Annotated in this window: 14 protein-coding genes; 3 read left to right on the forward strand and 11 right to left on the reverse strand. The window is 34.6% G+C overall.

Features of this window, described 5'->3' with window-relative positions:
* Nucleotides 1-9 precede the first annotated feature (9 nt).
* The gene (locus CD035_RS09125) at nucleotides 10-1,257 is read right to left on the reverse strand and encodes an NAD(P)H-dependent oxidoreductase (RefSeq protein WP_048540532.1); all 1,248 of its coding nucleotides are present in this window, start codon (nucleotides 1,255-1,257) and stop codon (nucleotides 10-12) included.
* Nucleotides 1,258-1,423: 166 nt separating this feature from the next.
* On the opposite strand from CD035_RS09125, the gene CD035_RS09130 reads away from it, so the two are divergent.
* Entirely contained in the window at nucleotides 1,424-2,353 is a 930-nt protein-coding gene (locus tag CD035_RS09130) for a sugar-binding transcriptional regulator (RefSeq protein ID WP_048540531.1), read from the forward strand.
* Nucleotides 2,354-2,433: 80 nt separating this feature from the next.
* Here the strand turns inward: CD035_RS09130 and CD035_RS09135 are convergent, their stop codons facing one another.
* Nucleotides 2,434-3,885 (reverse strand): SulP family inorganic anion transporter, encoded by a 1,452-nt coding sequence (locus tag CD035_RS09135; protein WP_048540530.1) that lies wholly within the window; start codon nucleotides 3,883-3,885, stop codon nucleotides 2,434-2,436.
* 94 nt (nucleotides 3,886-3,979) lie between these two features.
* On the opposite strand from CD035_RS09135, the gene CD035_RS09140 reads away from it, so the two are divergent.
* Nucleotides 3,980-4,522, forward strand: coding sequence for a recombinase family protein (locus tag CD035_RS09140; RefSeq protein ID WP_048540529.1), 543 nt, complete (start codon nucleotides 3,980-3,982; stop codon nucleotides 4,520-4,522).
* 460 nt (nucleotides 4,523-4,982) lie between these two features.
* On the opposite strand, the gene betA is transcribed toward CD035_RS09140, so the two are convergent.
* Both betA and betB read right to left on the reverse strand, forming a co-directional pair.
* The gene (gene betA / locus CD035_RS09145; RefSeq protein ID WP_048540528.1) at nucleotides 4,983-6,665 is read right to left on the reverse strand and encodes a choline dehydrogenase; all 1,683 of its coding nucleotides are present in this window, start codon (nucleotides 6,663-6,665) and stop codon (nucleotides 4,983-4,985) included.
* Nucleotides 6,666-6,704: 39 nt separating this feature from the next.
* Nucleotides 6,705-8,195: a betaine-aldehyde dehydrogenase gene (betB, locus tag CD035_RS09150; RefSeq protein ID WP_048540527.1), complete on the reverse strand. Its 1,491-nt coding sequence runs from the start codon at nucleotides 8,193-8,195 to the stop codon at nucleotides 6,705-6,707.
* Between the two features lie 208 nt (nucleotides 8,196-8,403).
* Here betB and cudC point away from each other — a divergent pair, with 208 nt between their 5' ends.
* A complete protein-coding gene (gene cudC / locus CD035_RS09155; protein WP_048540526.1) occupies nucleotides 8,404-8,958 on the forward strand; it encodes a choline uptake/conversion transcriptional regulator CudC in 555 nt (184 codons plus the stop codon).
* 346 nt (nucleotides 8,959-9,304) lie between these two features.
* On the opposite strand, the gene cysC is transcribed toward cudC, so the two are convergent.
* From cysC to CD035_RS09190, 7 genes are read right to left on the reverse strand one after another with little or no spacing between them, the layout of a single operon-like run.
* Nucleotides 9,305-9,904: an adenylyl-sulfate kinase gene (cysC, locus tag CD035_RS09160; protein ID WP_048540525.1), complete on the reverse strand. Its 600-nt coding sequence runs from the start codon at nucleotides 9,902-9,904 to the stop codon at nucleotides 9,305-9,307.
* A 19-nt stretch (nucleotides 9,905-9,923) separates the two neighbouring features.
* Complete coding sequence (gene sat / locus CD035_RS09165; RefSeq protein ID WP_048540524.1) at nucleotides 9,924-11,102, reverse strand: sulfate adenylyltransferase; 1,179 nt, start codon at nucleotides 11,100-11,102, stop codon at nucleotides 9,924-9,926.
* 15 nt (nucleotides 11,103-11,117) lie between these two features.
* On the reverse strand, nucleotides 11,118-12,026 hold the full coding sequence (locus CD035_RS09170) for a sulfite exporter TauE/SafE family protein (RefSeq protein WP_048540523.1): 909 nt from the start codon (nucleotides 12,024-12,026) through the stop codon (nucleotides 11,118-11,120).
* A gap of 21 nt (nucleotides 12,027-12,047) precedes the next feature.
* Nucleotides 12,048-12,662, reverse strand: a complete 615-nt coding sequence (locus CD035_RS09175) for an NAD(P)-binding protein (protein ID WP_048540522.1) — start codon at nucleotides 12,660-12,662, stop codon at nucleotides 12,048-12,050.
* Nucleotides 12,663-12,687: 25 nt separating this feature from the next.
* Nucleotides 12,688-13,428, reverse strand: a complete 741-nt coding sequence (locus tag CD035_RS09180; protein ID WP_048540521.1) for a sirohydrochlorin chelatase — start codon at nucleotides 13,426-13,428, stop codon at nucleotides 12,688-12,690.
* Nucleotides 13,429-13,443: 15 nt separating this feature from the next.
* Nucleotides 13,444-14,214: a uroporphyrinogen-III C-methyltransferase gene (cobA, locus tag CD035_RS09185; protein WP_048540520.1), complete on the reverse strand. Its 771-nt coding sequence runs from the start codon at nucleotides 14,212-14,214 to the stop codon at nucleotides 13,444-13,446.
* Between the two features lie 20 nt (nucleotides 14,215-14,234).
* Nucleotides 14,235-15,938: an NADPH-dependent assimilatory sulfite reductase hemoprotein subunit gene (locus CD035_RS09190; protein WP_372587805.1), complete on the reverse strand. Its 1,704-nt coding sequence runs from the start codon at nucleotides 15,936-15,938 to the stop codon at nucleotides 14,235-14,237.
* Nucleotides 15,939-15,942: the final 4 nt, after the last annotated feature.

The following is a 15,942-nucleotide window of genomic DNA, read 5'->3' on the forward strand; positions in this document are numbered from 1 at the left end:
CTCTTTATATTATTTGAATGTTTGATCTTGTAATTTTCTAAGTTTCCAAACTGTTGTATTTGTATCTAATGAAACATTATCTTCTGTTAAGAATTCACCTTCAATGATATCTTGATTTGCTGTTACATTTCCTGAAATCAAGCCAATCGGAATATGTTTTTTTTCTACAGTTTCTTCATGCGTTTCCATCAACCCTCTTACACAATAACCACCAATACCATCAATGCTTTCGCCGGCTTTTATATCTTTCTTAGCAACTGCAACTGTTTCTGATACTGGCCCTTCAATTGGAATAATGGCATAGTCATGGTTTAATACTGCTTTAGCAATTGTTAATGGTGTTTCTAAACTTGCTAAATGGAAAGGTCTATATAAGATATGGTGATCTCTATCACCTTTTTTCAATAAATAATTTAATTCGTTTGCCACACCAACGTTCTTACCTTTAACAATAATAAATACACCTGGTGCTAACCCATCGACGTATTCAACTACTTCAAAATTATTTAATACGCCACCATTTTCTTTTGAATTCAAATCATCTAGTACAGAATCTAAATCTCCTTTTAATCCATGCATACCAACAACATCTGGTTTATATCCAGTTGCATTAGATAATAATGTCATCTCTGCCATTGTTTTTGTACCATCTTGAAAAGCAGCTAACATATGAGGTGCCATATGTTTACTCAATGCTTCTTCCCTTGCAGTATCTGGATTAGCTGTAGGGATAAGCGGATTATTCTTACCTTTACCTGCAACAAGTACTTCCAATCCCATTGATTTAGCAAATTCAAATAATCCAAGTGTTACTGCAGGTTCATCTCCATCAGATCCTGTATAAACTAAATTAGCTGAATCATACAATTTCTTCATGATTGGTCCAATTGTGATATCAACTTCAACATTCAACAATACTAAATGTTTCTTAGCTAATAATGTTTCTAAAGCAATTTGTGCGCCAACTTCAGGTACACCTGTTGCATCAACTATTACTTCTGGTGCTTCGTCATGAATAATTTCTTTAAAATCATTTGATACTTTTATATCTACCTGAATTTCACTAGACTCATTAAATGCATCTTTAGCTTTCTCTGCATTTTCTAATTTAATATCACTTATACCTACAATTACCATTCCTGGAATATGCGCAATTTGTGATACCATACCAAATCCCATTTGACCTGCTCCAATAATACCGACACGTATTGGATTACCTTCACTTTCTCTTTCTTGCAATTGGCTGTATATAGTCATTCAAACATCTCCTTTTACATTTGTTCAATCATTGAAATTATGTTCTTGAGTGTTATAATAACAATGTAAGCGCTTAAAGTCAAATGTAAATTTACATAAAATGATTCTAATAATTTCCAATTAATCATGTTATATTTATAAATAAGGAATAGAAAGGATTTAAATTATGTCTATATTAGATGATACAAGAATGATGATTAAAGTATGCAAAATGTACTATCAAGAAGGACTCAGTCAAAATGAAATTGCAAAAAAAATGAAAATAAGTCGACCTACAGTATCGAGGCATTTAAACCAAGCCAAAAGAAAAGGTATAGTCGAAATTAAGATTAATGAAAATGATTTACTAGAATTGGAAAAAGAATTAGAAGAAAAATACAAAATAAAAGAAGTCATTTGTGTTCAAAAAAACCACTACTTAAAATCTACATTAGGGAAAAGCGCAGCCGACTACATTTTAAGAAACTTAAAAGATGGTGATACATTAGCCGTTTCAGCAGGAACTACTGTTGATCAAGTCGCAAAAATGTTAACCACTCATAAAACTTTTCCAAATTCATTATTAATTCCTTTAGTCGGTGGTATGGGGAATGTCACAATAGACATACATGCAAACCACATAGTTGATACCTTTAGCAAAAAATTAGGTACAAAAAGTTTATTCTTGCATGCACCAGTCGTTGTAGATGATAAATATTCGAAAGAATTTATCATGAAACAGAAATTCGTTCAGAACATTACTGAAAACTATTCCAAAACAAAAATAGCAATTGTCGGAATAGGATCTAATCCTTTAGAATCAACAATGGTATCTGCTTATAACGATGAACTATCAATAAGCGATATTTCTAAAATTAATGCAACAGGTGATATATTCTATAATTTTATCGACAAAGACGGTAAACAACTTGATTGTGAATGGAACGATAAAGTAATCAGTATTTCTTTTGAAGAATACAAAAAGATTCCACTCAAAATTGGTGTCGCAGGTGGTATAAATAAAGCATCAGCCATACATGCGGCATTAAAAAATGAATTAATCGATGTGCTCGTAATAGACGAAGAAACAGCGATTAATATATTGGAGAAATACTGATAAAACAAAAAACTTCACATTAAAAAACCAGTACAAATCCATCTTATAATGCATTTATACTGGTTTATTTTGTTATTTCCTTATGTTAAATGTGTTTCATTGAGCTGACTCAATTCGGAAATAATTTTTCTGCTATCTGTATTTAATTGTTTAACAAATACCGTATTGTTTTTATCTTCGAATTTTTTCACCATTGAATCGATTGCATTGACTGCTGAGTCATCCCATAAATGAGCGTGTGTAAAGTCTAATTCAATCTGACTATTCTCAATAGAAAAGTCTAACTGATTCATCATTGAATCGATTGAAACAAAGAATATTTGTCCGGTGAATGAATATTTATAAAAATGATTTTCTATCGTTTGATGAACATGAACATTCGATATTTTAGTAGCAAAGAATAACGAACTAAATATTACGCCGACAATAACGCCTATAGCTAAGTTATGTGTAAACAACACGATTATCACTGTCAAAATCATAACGACAGCATCTGTTCTTGGAGCTTGCTTAACGTACTTAAATGATTTCCAATCAAATGTACTTATTGATACCATCACCATAATACCCGCTAAAATTGGCATTGGGATTTGTACAACTACATCTCCTAATAATAGGATAAGAATGATTAAGAAGACACCCGCCGTAAATGTTGATAATCTACTCGTTGCACCTGATTTTACATTGATGACAGATTGACCAATCATAGCACAGCCACCCATTCCTCCAAATAATCCTGTGATGATATTAGCAATACCTTGGCCTCTAGATTCTTTATTTTTATTACTATGAGAATCTGTTGCTTCATCAACAATTTTAGCAGTTAATAAACTTTCTACTAATCCTACAATTGCCATTGATAAAGAATACGGCAAAATGATGGTTAATGTCTCTAAGTTAAAAGGAACTTGTGGTATTAAGAAATTCGGAAATGCTCTTATTATCGTACCTAAATCGCCAACTGTTCTTACATTAGAACCTGTTACCATATATAGCGTTGTTAATAAAATAATTGCGATAAGTGGTGCAGGAATGGCTTTGAAATATTTTGGTACAATATAAACAATAAGTAATGTAACAACTATATAAATATATGTACTTATTGAAATACCGAATATATGCTCGAGTTGAGACATAAAAATCATAATCGCTAAGGCATTTACAAATCCAATCATGACTGACCTTGGTATAAACTTCATGAGTCTACCAATTTTGAGAATTCCTAATAATAACTGTATAATACCCATGAGTATCGTTGCTGCAAATAAATAATCGACACCATGTTCTCTTACTAAAGGTGTTACAATAAGCGCAACAGCTCCTGCAGCTCCAGATATCATAGCAGGTCTACCGCCTACTATTGAAGTTGTCGTAGCAATAATAAAAGCAGCGTACAATCCTACCATTGGATCTACACCTGCAATTATAGAAAACGCAATGGCTTCAGGTATAAGTGCTAGCGCTACAACAATACCAGCTAGTAAATTTTTCCCTGGATTAGAAAGCCATTCTTCTATATAAGATTTAAACATTATACATACTCCTATTTTATATATTTTCAATAGTGCTATTATAAACAAAAGAGTTTCATATGTATACATTTATGAAACTATTGAGGTGAAATTTATGAATTATGGTTATATTAGACCAATCGAATTATATGATACAGTCGCTGAACAACATTCAAAGTTAAGCAAATTTTCGTTAACAATTATTGAAGAATCTCATGCACAAACTGAAATCAGAAAAGAATTAAATACTTTATTTTATAGTAAATTACAAAGCGGGGATAAATTATACATAACTGATTTATGTATTCTTGCAGATACCTCATACCAATTAGAAGAACTCATTACAATTGCCCAGGAAATCAATGTGGACATTCATATTATTAATGCTCAAATAACAATTAGCCAACATGAACAAATGAATTTTAATAAAATTTTAAATCTAATTAATCAGTTTCAAAGTGATATGATTAAATTCAGAACTAAGTCTGGTATTGCAAAAGCCAAAACAGAAGGTAAGACTATCGGAAGACCAAAACGAAATGATCTTAATTTAAAAAATGCCATCGAAATGTACCATTCTAAGAAATATACTTTAGAAGAAATTAAAGAAGCGACAAACATTAGCAGAGCAACATTGTATAGACACTTAAATAAATAATAATTAGGGACACAATTCTGGGAAATGTCCCTTAGACATGCTGTTAGGGACACAATTCTGGAAAATGTCCCTTAGACATGCTGTTAGGGACACAATTCTGGAAAATGTCCCTTAGATATGCTGTTAGAGACACAATTCGGAATAATGTCCCTTAGACATGCTGTTAGAGACACAATTCGGAATAATGTCCCTTAGACATACTGTTAGAGACACAATTCGGAATAATGTCCCTTAGACACTCTGTTAGGGACAGAATTCGGAGTAATGTCCCTTAGAAAAACCCTCTCTTATTACCATTATTCAGAATTATGATAGTTAGCGCGTTCTTATTACCACTTTTCAGAATTATGATAGTTAGCGCGTTCTTATTACCACTTTTCAGAATTATGGTAGTTAGCGCCTTCCCATATAACAACTAAAGGCTGAGACAATTTCTGTCTCAGCCTTCTTACTTCTCCTATTATTTCATAACGCCTGCGTCTTTAGGGTGGACGCCATGTTTATAGTAATCTATTTCTTCTGGTTCTAATGGTTTTTTACCACGAATGATGTCTGCTGCTTTTTCTGCTAGCATCAATACTGGTGCGTGGATATTACCATTTGTTGTACGTGGCATTGCTGATGCATCGACTACTCTCAAGTTCTCCATACCGTGTACTTTCATTGTTAATGGGTCAACTACAGCCATTGGATCTGATGCTGGTCCCATTTTTGCACTACATGATGGGTGAAGTGCTGTTTCTGCATCTTTTTTAACCCACTCTAAAATTTCTTCATCTGTTTGTACTGAAGGTCCTGGAGATATTTCTCCATCATTATATGGTGCTAAAGCTGGTTGTTTCAAGATGTTTCTTGCAACTCTAATTGCTTCTATCCATTCTTGTTCGTCTTCTTTTGTAGATAAGTAGTTAAAGACAAATTTAGGTTTTTCAAATGGATCTTTAGATTTAATCTTCAAGCTACCTCTAGAGTTAGAATACATTGGTCCAATATGTACTTGGAAACCATGTTTCGTATCTGCTTTTTGTCCATCATAACGTACTGCTAATGGTAAGAAGTGGAACATTAAGTTTGGATAATCAACTGTATCATTAGATCTTACAAATCCTCCACCTTCAAAGTGGTTACTTGCTGCTGGTCCTTTTCTACCGAATATCCACTGTAATCCGATAAATGGCATTTTAAATTTATTTAAACTTGGTTGCTCAGACACTGGTTTAGAAGATGCATGTTGTACATATACTTCTAAGTGGTCTTCAAAGTTTTCACCTACACCTGGCAAGTGAACACGTGTCTCTATACCTAATGAATTTAAATGTTCAGAGTCACCAATTCCAGAAAGTTGAAGTAATTGTGGCGTATTGAACGCACCACCTGATAGAATGACTTCTCCTGCAGCAACTGTATGTGTCTTACCATTTTTCTTGAATGTTACACCAGTTGCTCGTCTATCTTCATAATTGATTTCTGTAACAAAAGCTCTTGTTTGAACAGTTAAATTCTTACGTTTCATAGCTGGTCTTAAATAAGCAAGTGATGCTGAAACGCGTCGACCATTATGAATTTGGCTATCAAATGGTCCAAATCCTTCTTGTCTAAAACCATTTACATCAGGTGTCTTATTGTATCCAGCTTGTACGCCCGCTTCAAAGAAAGCTTGGAATAATGGGTTTGTTGCTGGTCCTCTTCTTAATTTAATTGGACCATGGTGACCACGATATTGATCTGATTTATCTGCTCCAAAAGCTTTTTCTAATCGTTTAAAATATGGTAAACAATTCGCAAACTTCCATGTTTCCATGCCTTCAGGTTCTCCCCAACCTTCATAGTCCATTGGGTTTCCTCGTTGATAAATCATACCGTTGATTGAACTTGAACCACCGAGTACTTTACCTCTTGTATGTGCTACTTTTCTACCACCCATATGAGGTTCGCCATCTGTTTCATATTTCCAGTCGTAGAAACGATTACCTGATGGATACATAAGTGCTGCTGGCATTTGAATCAATAAATCCCATGGATAGTCACTTCTACCCGCTTCTAATACTAATACGGTCTTATCTTTATCTTCACTTAAACGATTACCTAATACAGATCCGGCACTTCCGCCTCCAATAATTATATAATCATAAGATTGCTTCATCTCAAAATCCTCCTATATACTCGTTCTTCTTTGTTGTATTTATTTACTAAACCAATTCACCGGCTCAGGTTGAATATTTGTATAAATGTGTTTAGAAATTAAATATTCTTCTAAACCTTCTTTACCTAACTCTCTACCAATACCAGATTGTTTATATCCACCCCATGGTGCTTGTGCAAAATATGGATGGAAGTCATTAATCCAAACAGTACCCATTTTCAATTTATTGGCTACACGATTTGCTTTAGCGATATCTTGCGTAAATACGCCGCCTGCGAGTCCATAAATAGAATCATTCGCTAATTCAATCGCTTCTTGTTCATTAGAGAATCCTTCAATTGTTACGACAGGTCCAAATACTTCTTCTTGGACAATTCTCATAGATGTATCACAGTTTGTAATAACAGTTGGTTCAAAGAAGAAACCATCTTGTAAGTCTGCCCTGTCTGGTCGTTTACCACCAGCAGCAATTGTCGTACCTTCTTCTTTCGCAACTTCTATATATTTTTCAACTTTATCGCGATGTTCTCCTGAAATTAATGGTCCCATCTCAGTTGTTTCATCAAAGCCATTACCGATTTTAATTTTGTTAACACGTTCGACTAAAGCTGCTTCGAATTTATCTTTAATATCGTTATGTACGATAATTCGTGACCCTGCTGAACAAACTTGACCGGCATGGAAGTAGCCACCATTTAATGCTTGATCAATTGCTAAATCAAAATCTGCATCATCGAATATAATATTCGGATTCTTACCACCTAGTTCTAGTGCAATATTCGTTACATGGTCTGCTGCACGTTTCATAATATGCTTACCTGTTTGAATACCACCTGTAAATGAAACTAGATCGACTTCTTTATGAGATGCTAATACTTCACCAACTTCAGAACCTTTACCTAGTACAAGGTTGATGACCCCGTTAGGAAATCCAACTTGTTCCATTAATTCAAATACACGAATTGTTGTTAATGGGGTAATTTCACTTGGTTTCATAACTAACGAACAACCTGTTACAAGAGCAGGTGCTATTTTCCATGAAGCTTGAAGTAACGGATAATTCCAAGGCGTAATTTGCGTTACAACGCCTACAGGTTCTTTTACTAATTTACTTTCTGAATGAGGTATTGGAGAATCAATAATTTCACCACCATCATGTCCTGCTAAACCTGCAAAATACATAAATACATTATGAATATCATCCATATCTGCATATGATTCTTCTAATGTCTTACCAGTATCTAATGTTTCAAGTTCTGCTAGTTCTTCTTTATGTTCTTTAATTAAATCTGCAATGGCTCTAACTTTACGACTTCTATTCTCAGTCGTTTCACCTGACCATTCACCAGCTTCAAACGACTGCCTAGCTGCTAAAATTGCTTTTTCAGCATCTTCTTCTGTACCTTCTGCTACTGAAATCACAACTTCTTGATTATATGGATTCACAATGTCGCGAGTCGCTTTATTAGAAGCTTCTACCCACTCACCATTTATAAATTGACGTCTAGATAAATGCTCTATATGTCCCATTCAAAATACCTCCGTTAACTTTGTTAAATTTTTATTTAACGAACTTTACAGATTTTATGTTAGCATAGAATTATGAAAGGCGTCAAATTTCCAAAGTTCATTTATGGTTTGTTTTTAATAGGTATTTCAAATAGACAAGTAATGGAAAAGCAACTACAATGTAAAAGGATTCATGGTACAATTAAGGTAACTATTGGAGGTGTATGTAGTGGTACGTTCAGATAACTACGAAAAACAATTAGACCAAGCTAAAGACATCGTGATTAACGGTATTGGAGAAACGATGGATTTATATGGTATTAATCGAAGTGTCGGAAATTTATACGGGACGATGGTATTTGAAGGTAGTATGACACTAGATGAAATGCGTGAACAACTTCAAATGAGCAAACCAAGCATGAGTGCTGGTGTTAAGAAACTACAAGAATTTGATATCGTCAAACAACAATTTACAAGAGGAAGTAGAAAACAACATTTCATCGCTGAAAAAGACTTCTTTATCTTCTTTAATAACTTTTTCTCTAGAAAATGGGATCGAGAAATTTCTATTAATATGGATTCTGTTAAAGACGCAGAAATCTTGCTACAAAAAATCATAGATGCAGATGATGTCGATGAAGAAACTAAAGAAGAAGCAATCACCATTCATACACAATTAGAAGAATCAAAAGTATATTATGAATGGTTAGCAAATATCAGTAACGCTATTAAAACTGGAGAGATATATAAGTATTTCCCAATACCAAGTCATGATGACAAATAAGTAAAAGCGCGAGGTAGCAATGCATACCCCGCGCTTTTGTTATTTTTGTTGGCTCCAGTATTTGCATCTTTGGCTAGAACTGCTTTTAACGGTATCAGTATTTGCACCTTTGGCCAGAACTGCTTTTAACGGTATCAGTATTTGCATCTTTGGCTAGAACTGCTTTTAATGGTATCAGTATTTGCACCTTTGGCCAGAACTGCTTGTAACGGCTACTTTATTTACAAAACTCGTGAAAATTGTAAATAGTGACAGCCTTATGAACACTTCTTGCCAAACTTGTTCATAAGCACTCCACCACAATACAAAAAGCTCACAACACTAGCTAGCGTTGTGAGCTTTATCATTATAAATATTGATTTTCTTTTAAGTATGCAACGATTTTCTCTACAGATTCTTCTACACTTTCGTTTTCTGTATCAATGACTATTTCAGGGTTTGATGGTTCTTCATATGGTGCATTAATGCCAGTGAATTCTTTAATTTCACCGCTTCTTGCTTTCTTATACAGTCCTTTTGGATCTCTTGATTCACACTCGTCTAAACTACATTTAGTGAAGACTTCGATGAATTCACCGTCTTCAAGGATATCTCTAACTGTATTACGGTCTTCTTCATATGGTGAGATGAATGCTGTCATTGTGACAACACCTGCATCTACCATTAATTTACCAACTTCACCGATACGGCGGATATTTTCTTTTCGATCTTCTGGACTGAATCCAAGGTTTTGGTTTAATCCATGACGAATATTATCTCCATCTAAACGATATGACGTGATATTTTGTTCAAATAATGCTTTTTCTAATGCTACAGATATTGTTGATTTACCTGATCCTGATAAACCAGTAAACCAAATCACAACACTTTTATGACCGTTACGTTCTTGTCTTTGTGCTTTTGTTACTTCAGAATCATGCCATGTAATATTTGTTGACGCGCTCATTATTCCACTCCTAAAGAAATTAATTTTGTCTTAAACCTTTAATTAATACATCTGCTACTTCTGGTCTTGAGAATTCTTTTGGTAATTGTTCACCGTTACGAAGTTTCTCTCTTACTTTTGTTCCACTTAAATGAACATGATTTGATTTGTCATGAGGACATGTCTTTGCTGTTGTCATGTTGTCACAAACTGTACAGAAGAATGCATGTTCAAATTTAAAGATTTGAATGCCAATTTCATTTTCATATTGTGAAATTAATTCTTGTGCGTCATATGTACCATAGTAGTCACCGACACCTGCATGGTCACGACCGACGATAAAGTGCGTACAGCCATAATTCTTACGTACTAATGCATGTAAAATGGCTTCACGTGGGCCAGCATATCTCATTGCTGCTGGATAAATAACAAGACGTGTTCTTTCTTCAGGATAATAATGTTTCAAGATAACTTGATAACTTTCCATTCTTATTTCAGCTGAAATATCATCAGACTTCGTTTCACCAACTAAAGGATTTAATAATAATCCATCAACTGATTCAAGTGCTATTTTTTGAATATATTCATGCGCACGATGAACTGGGTTTCTCGTTTGGAAACCTACAACTGTTTTCCATCCTAATTCTTTAAATAATTCACGTGTTTCACTTGGGTCTAAATGGAAATCACTAAATTCATCATGCTTTGGTCGATCAACTAATTGGATTGGACCAGCTAAATAAACATTACCTTTTTCATATACACGTTTCACACCTGGGTGATCCACATCTGTTGTGCCGTATACATTTTGAGCTTCTTTAGCTTTATCATACGTATATTTCTCTTCAAGTTTTAACACACCATATAAATGATTGTCTTCTCCATATAAAGCGATGTCTGAACCTATTTCATAGTTGTTTGCTTCTTCTTCAGTAACCGGTAATGTAATTGGAATACTCCATACAAGTCCGTTTTCTAGACGTAGATTTTCAACGACACTGATATAATCTTTCTCGCTTAAAAACCCTGTCAGTGGACTGAAACCACCAATTGCGATTAATTCTAAATCTGATAGACTCCAAGGATTTAATGTTAATTTAGGATATGATTGTGCCGCTTCAATAAGTTCTGCTCTTTCTTGACCTGTTACTTGGCGATTAATTAATTCTCCACCATGAGCTTCGATTGTTTCTTTAGTCTTTTGAGTTGCTGATACCATCAATATTCACTCCTATTAATTAATTTGATCTACTTCTTTTGATTTTTGATTTTGAATATTAAAAGGAAATTTATTATGTTGGTAAAGTGTGAATAGTACTAGACCTAACCAAGCAAGGATAATAATACCTTTTATAATATTGACTGTTGCTTCACTGCTAATTAAAGTACCTAATAAAACACTACTATTTGTAAATATGATTAGACCACCGACAAGTACTGCTAAAACATACACCGGTAAAGTCTTCACTAGCCATGCTGAGAACGGTGCTGCTACGACGCCACCAAATGCTAACGCAACGACGAGTAAAATATTTATTTGATTCCAACCTAAGAAGATAATAAATCCTAATGAAGTTGAAATTGTCACAAAGAACTCACTCGCTGAAACTGTTCCGATAACATATCTTGGTTCAATTTTATTTCTTGATAGTAATAATGGTGTGTTGACTGGACCCCATCCACCACCACCAATTGCGTCTAAGAATCCTGCAATTGCACCTTGTGGAACAAGTAATAAAGCTGAAAATCTGCCATCTTTCACTTGTTGGTTTTGCTGTTTTTTAAATACAAATTGATAAATAATATAAATTCCCATTGATAATAAGAATAAGGCGATGAATGGTTTAATAAAATCACTGTGCAAGTTGCTCAATACACCCGCACCGATAAATCCAGTTATCGCGCCTGGTAAAGCAAGCTTTAGAATAATAGACTTATCAACATTTTTAAACTTTAAGTGTGAAAGTCCTGATGCTGCTGTTGTTGCCACTTCTGAAAAATGAATGGTTGCAGATGCGATTGCTGGTGCCACTCCAAAAGTTAATAGTAATGATGAAGAGGTTGCACCAAATCCCATCCCAAGAGAACCGTCTATAAGTTGTGCTAAAAAACCTACTAATGCAAATATTGTTAACTTTCGCATACGCTACTCCTCTCTGGCTTTCTATTTAAGTTGTCGTTTCAACCAATTGATGAATTTATTTTGCTCATCCGTATCGAAATATTGATGAGACAAAATGTTCTCTAATAATTGGTTTTTTTCTGTTTGCTCTATTTCTAGTGATTTAATGATTGTGCGACATTCATATAAAAAATCTACATATTCTGTATAATCTACTGAATATTGTTGATCTAATTCTTTCAAAATATTACGCACTAACTTTGGGCTTGCACCATTTGATGTGACGCTTATCTGCAACTTACCTCTATTTAATGTCCCAGGAAATATCACATTGCCATCTTGTGCATCACCAACCATGTTAATCAGACAATGTTTAGGGGTATTATCTTTAATGACATCGGTTATTTCTGGTGAGTTCGTGGCATTTATAATAAAATCAACATGCTCTATATCAGATATTTCAAAGTCCTTTTTGTGCCATTTCAATTTCCCTTCAATTTCATATTGCTTTAAATGGTCTGTAAGTTCTGGTGAAATAACATGAATCAACGCTTCACTATCTATCAGTGCGTTCACTCTACGTTCAGCAATTTTACCGCCACCAATAACTTTGACGATTTTATCTTGTAAATCTAAATTGATTGGAATGTATGCCACAATAAATCATCCTTTAATCTGATATTTAAACTGTTTGAGTCGTCAGTGTTTCTAATACGCGATCTTTCAATGCTGCTTGTATGGATGGATGATGACCTAAATGTTCGCATACGATGATGTCGCTTTTCGTATTATGTTCTGCTGCTGTTTGCTCTATGTGACGCTCCAAGACACCTGTAAACCAAAGATACGGTGCAATGAATACTTGTGAATATTCTTCATGTAATGCATCTTGCAAAGCTTCTTCAAAAGATGGCTCACAGGCAGCTAAGTAACATACTTCTACATTTTTAAATGCTGTCGATTCATATAAAGCTTGACCTATAGCTGTTATATCTATCTTCGTTTGCGGATTGTAACTCCCTCTTCCAACAACAAGTAATTTAGCATCTTCTTGAATCTCGACTTTCGTTTCTTCAATACGTTCTTTAAGAATGGCTGTTAATCTTGGTTGAACACCTAAAGGCTCTCCATAAGTAAATGTTACTTCTGGATATTGTGTCTTAATTTCATCTATCTCTTTCGGTATATCTTTAAAATAGTGACCTGCACTTAGTAATAATACGGGTATAACGGATATCTCGGTTGCACCTTTTGCTATTAACTTTTCGACGCCTTGCTGAATATCCGGTTGTGCTAATTCTAAGAAACAAATTTCTTGTAAAGGTATATCAATAGACTGTTTCACTGATTCTATAAAAGAAATTGCCTCATCTGTCGCTTCTTTAATTCTGCTACCGTGACTGACATATAACACGCCTATCATTGTATCCCTCCAGTATTAATAAATAAGTTGTGGAACGTTCTGTTCTGATGCCACTTCTTCAAACCAGCTCATGCGTTCTCTTAGTTTGACGACTTCTCCAATAACAATCATTGCAGGGTTTGTGATTTGTTCTGATTTCTCTACGATGTCTTCTAAAGTCCCTGTCACTGTTACTTGTTTCTGTGAAGTTCCACAATGAATTAATGCTACTGGTGTTTGAATATCTTTACCATGTTTCACTAATAATTTTTGGATGTCAGGCAACTTCTTTACACCCATATAAATACAAAGTGTCTCAGGTCCTAGTGCTAAGTGTTTCCAATATTCATCTTCATCAACACTGTCTTTCATAACACCTGTTATAAAGGCAACAGATGAACTATAATCTCTATGTGTTACTGGAATACCAGCATAAGCTGGTGCTGCAACACCAGCAGTAATACCTGGAACCACTTCGAACGGAATATCATAGCTATTTAATGTTTCTGCTTCCTCGCCACCACGACCAAAGATAAATGGATCGCCACCTTTAAGTCTTGTTACGGTGTAACCTTCTAGAGAAAGTTTTACGAGCAATTCATTAATTTCATCTTGAGTTAAAGAATGCTTATTCGGACTTTTACCACAATAAATCATTCTCGTGTCTTCAGTTGCATAATCTAATAATGCTTTATTAACGAGTCGGTCATATAATATGACATTAGACTGTTTAATGGCTTTAATACCTTTAACCGTTATTAAATCTGGATCGCCCGGTCCTGCACCAACCAAAAATACTTTCCCCATTCTTACACCCCATTTTCTGATTAACTGTGGAAGTCTTGTCCTGAATGCACTTCTTTAATAATGCCTTTACGGATAACAAAGTCTCCAAAGTGTTCTCCATCATTTTTTTCTTTACCGTATTGAATCAGAATTGGTTTTAAGCTTTCTAAAATCTCATCTTCACCAATATTTTCTTTAAATAGTTTATTTAAACGATCTCCAGTGAATCCACCGCCAAGATACATATTATATTTACCTGGCGCTTTACCAATAAATGCAATTTCAGCTAATGCTGGTCTTGCACATCCATTTGGACACCCTGTCATACGAATCGTTATTTCTTCTTCATTTAACCCTGCTTCATCTAAAAGTCCTTCTATTTTATTAATAAGTGTTGGTAGATAACGTTCTGATTCAGCCATCGCTAAACCACACGTTGGAAACGCAACACATGCCATTGAATTTCTTCTAAGTCCTGTGTAATGTTCACCATCTGTAATTCCGTATTTATCAATAATTTTTTGAATTTGTTGTTTTTTACTTTTAGCTACATTGGCAATGATTAAATTCTGGTTAGGCGTTAGACGGAAGTCTCCAGTATGAATTTCAGCAATTTCTCTAAGTGCTGTCTTCAATTTGTAGTCAGATGTATCTTTGACACGTCCATTTTGAATAAATAATGTAAAGTGCCATTTTCCGCTTCCTTCAGTCCAACCGTATCGGTCACCATTATGTTTAAATTCAAATGGTTTTGCCTCTTCAATTTCCCAACCTAAACGTTTATTCAATTCTTCACGAATAAAATCAACACCAAGACGGTCAACAGTATATTTAAATCGTGCGTTCTTTCTGTTTTCTCTATTACCATAATCACGTTGGATAGTTAAAATCTTCTCACAAACATCTACCGCTTCTTCTTTAGGGAAGTAGCCTAATAGACGTCCTACTTGAGGGTATGTCTTCGTATCACCGTGTGTCATACCCATACCGCCACCGACTGTCACATTAAATCCGACTAATTGATCATCTTCAATAACTGCAATCAATCCGATATCTTGTGAATAAACATCAATATCATTTGATGGTGGTACAGCGATACCTATTTTGAATTTTCTTGGTAAGTATGTCTTACCGTACATTGGTTCAACTTCTTCTTTTGTATCGATAATTTTTTCATCGTCTAACCAAATCTCGTGATACGCACCAGTTTGAGGTGATAAGTGATCACTTATTTGTGTAGCAAGTGTATCTACTTCTTTGTGCACGCCTGACTGATATGGATTTGGATTACACATGACGTTTCTGTTAACGTCACCACATGCTGCTAATGAATCCATGACTGCATGATGGATACTTTGCATTGAACTTTTTAAATTTCTTTTCAAGATGCCATGGAATTGAAACGCTTGTCTTGTTGTAAGTTTGATTGTGTTATTAGCGTATTCTGTTGAAATATCATCCATCGCAACCCATTGATCAGCAGTAGCCGTACCACCTGGAACTCTAACTCTAATCATGAAACTATATGCTGGTTCTAACTTTTGTTTACGACGCTCATCACGAATATCCCTATCATCTTGCATATAACTACCATGGAATTTAAGTAATTTAGTATCGTCTTCAGCTATTGCGCCAGTTATTTCATCTGCTAAACCTTCTTTAATTGTTCCTCTTAAATAATTACTTCTATTCTTAATGTGTTCCATTTCATCTAATTTGTCGGATAAATTAGTTTGAGTGCTCACAATA

This window comes from Mammaliicoccus sciuri (assembly GCF_002901825.1).
GTDB classification, from domain to species: Bacteria; Bacillota; Bacilli; order Staphylococcales; family Staphylococcaceae; genus Mammaliicoccus; species Mammaliicoccus sciuri.

Bases quoted from the DNA above. Each gene is read 5' to 3' on its own strand.
- betB (WP_048540527.1), bottom strand. From the start codon at position 8,195: ATGGGACATATAGAGCATTTATCTAGACGTCAATTTATAAATGGTGAG.
- CD035_RS09140 (WP_048540529.1), top strand. From the start codon at position 3,980: ATGAATTATGGTTATATTAGACCAATCGAATTATATGATACAGTCGCT.
- cobA (WP_048540520.1), bottom strand. From the start codon at position 14,214: ATGGGGAAAGTATTTTTGGTTGGTGCAGGACCGGGCGATCCAGATTTA.
- sat (WP_048540524.1), bottom strand. From the start codon at position 11,102: ATGGTATCAGCAACTCAAAAGACTAAAGAAACAATCGAAGCTCATGGT.
- betA (WP_048540528.1), bottom strand. From the start codon at position 6,665: ATGAAGCAATCTTATGATTATATAATTATTGGAGGCGGAAGTGCCGGA.
- CD035_RS09180 (WP_048540521.1), bottom strand. From the start codon at position 13,428: ATGATAGGCGTGTTATATGTCAGTCACGGTAGCAGAATTAAAGAAGCG.
- CD035_RS09135 (WP_048540530.1), bottom strand. From the start codon at position 3,885: ATGTTTAAATCTTATATAGAAGAATGGCTTTCTAATCCAGGGAAAAAT.
- CD035_RS09170 (WP_048540523.1), bottom strand. From the start codon at position 12,026: ATGCGAAAGTTAACAATATTTGCATTAGTAGGTTTTTTAGCACAACTT.
- CD035_RS09125 (WP_048540532.1), bottom strand. From the start codon at position 1,257: ATGACTATATACAGCCAATTGCAAGAAAGAGAAAGTGAAGGTAATCCA.
- cysC (WP_048540525.1), bottom strand. From the start codon at position 9,904: ATGAGCGCGTCAACAAATATTACATGGCATGATTCTGAAGTAACAAAA.
- CD035_RS09130 (WP_048540531.1), top strand. From the start codon at position 1,424: ATGTCTATATTAGATGATACAAGAATGATGATTAAAGTATGCAAAATG.